2 protein-coding genes are annotated in these 1,833 nt (G+C 34.0%); one reads left to right on the forward strand and one right to left on the reverse strand.

Translation table 11 applies throughout. The features are described 5' to 3' along the window. Nucleotides 1-1,052, forward strand: a 1,052-nt coding sequence (locus tag O3746_RS10290) for a glycosyltransferase family 2 protein (protein WP_371449026.1), incomplete at its 5' end; no start/stop codon positions are given. 31 nt (nucleotides 1,053-1,083) lie between these two features. Here the strand turns inward: O3746_RS10290 and O3746_RS10295 are convergent. Continuing rightward, nucleotides 1,084-1,833, reverse strand: a 750-nt coding sequence (locus O3746_RS10295) for a glycosyltransferase family 8 protein (RefSeq protein ID WP_371449029.1), incomplete at its 5' end; no start/stop codon positions are given.

Below are 1,833 nucleotides of genomic sequence, written 5' to 3' on the forward strand. Positions count from 1 at the left end.
AAACTATTACTAGACAATTTGAAGTTAGCAAAAGAGCATCTTTAAAAATATTAGACGTTCAACTAGGTAAAGAAGAAATGAATAAAAAACTTGTTGGTTTAAGTATGGTGCGCAATGAGAGTGATATTATTGAAACCTTTATTCGCCATAATTTAACCTTATTAAATGAGCTGCATATTGTCGATCATAATAGTTGTGATAATACACGGGAGATTCTTACACTCTTAAAACAAGAAGGATTACCAATTCATATCTATCACTATAATGAATTAGAATATGCTCAAGAACGAATTATGAATCAAATGATGCAATATATTCTGAATAATGATGCTGACATTGATTATATTTTTCCACTTGATGCAGATGAGTTAATTTATTGCCCATCTCGTGAGATATTACATTATTTTCTCTCGCTTATTCCTCAAGGGCGTGTTGGGATGTACACTTGGCGAGGCTATCTGCCAAGCGCTACGGAATATAATCCAGATTTTATTTGCCACTTTACCGATCAACGAAAGGAAGAAATACTCACTCCTAAAGTGATTATTCCTCGTGCTATTGCTGAAACGTGTATATTAACGATTGGTAGCCATTACATGATAGACAGTGATGGCAAAGAAATTAAAAGCACCGTATTTATTGAACCAAATAACCAACCATTCTATTATTGGTTTATTGAGAGATTTCAAGCGGAATTTATTACCACTAATGACTTATGGCTAGGTCACTACCCTATCCGATCTACCACACAACAAATCAAGAAAGTGCTTGAAAAATCTATTACCATGGTGATGGAAAAGAAAGGCTACCGTGATTTGGCTTGGGAAAGTCAGCTACGTGATTTACTCTCTCAAGAGATGAAAATATCCCTCGATGAACTCCGTACTATTGCCTATAAATATCGAGCAGCCAACGCTGAACAAACACAAGTGGCACGTAAACAGCCATTACGCACCACAAAGTTAGAATTGAAATATCAAGATCTCATAAATAATGATCCACTTCCTATACTTGGGAAACTCATTCTCGACCTTGCACAGAAATTACGCTAATTATCGGCTATTATAACCACACGATAAAATTTTATTTGGTCGAGTCAATAAGATAAGACCAATCTAAATGGCGGAAAAACCAATATTTTTCACGTTCAAATAATGTCGGGTTATGATTATCCCACGGCTTATGTTTTGCTGCATAATGAATAATAAGAGGTGGAACATTGAGATTAACTTTAGTAATACCATGCTCCCGTTTAATTTTTTCAATATATTGCACCTGTGCATTTTCAGTAAAACTATAATATTTTGCTTTTTCTCGTAAAACAATATTCAAAATACACTGATCACCGTATAACACTTGATCGCCATACTCTTCAACAGTTTGCAATAAGGTATCGACCAAACCTTCATTTCGCCATTTCACACAATCAATCAATAGAACACCACTATTGAAATAGTTTTTAGAAACGGATGCATCTAAATAAGGAAACGGAAAGTATTCTCCCATCCCATAATCTTTCACAACGCCTACAGGGGCACCATTAAGATCGCTATAATAAAAATCAGATAATGACCCATTCACTATAATATCTGCATCTAAATACAAGACACGCGCTTGATTAATAAGTTTTGGGATCAAAAGACGATAATAGCTACTCGACGAAGAAATATGTTCCAACGTCTTATAATCTTTAAAAATATCGTCAGAAATATGAATAGAAAATAAATTATTTCCCATTTTCTCTAATTTACATTGAATCCCCTCAAACCATTCTTGTGGAATATCATTATGCAAGACATAAAAATTGACGTTCTTATTATAGTAACAAATTGA

The sequence above is a fragment of the Haemophilus sp. 27098_8_127 genome, assembly GCF_041433495.1.
Taxonomy (GTDB): domain Bacteria; phylum Pseudomonadota; class Gammaproteobacteria; order Enterobacterales; family Pasteurellaceae; genus Haemophilus_D.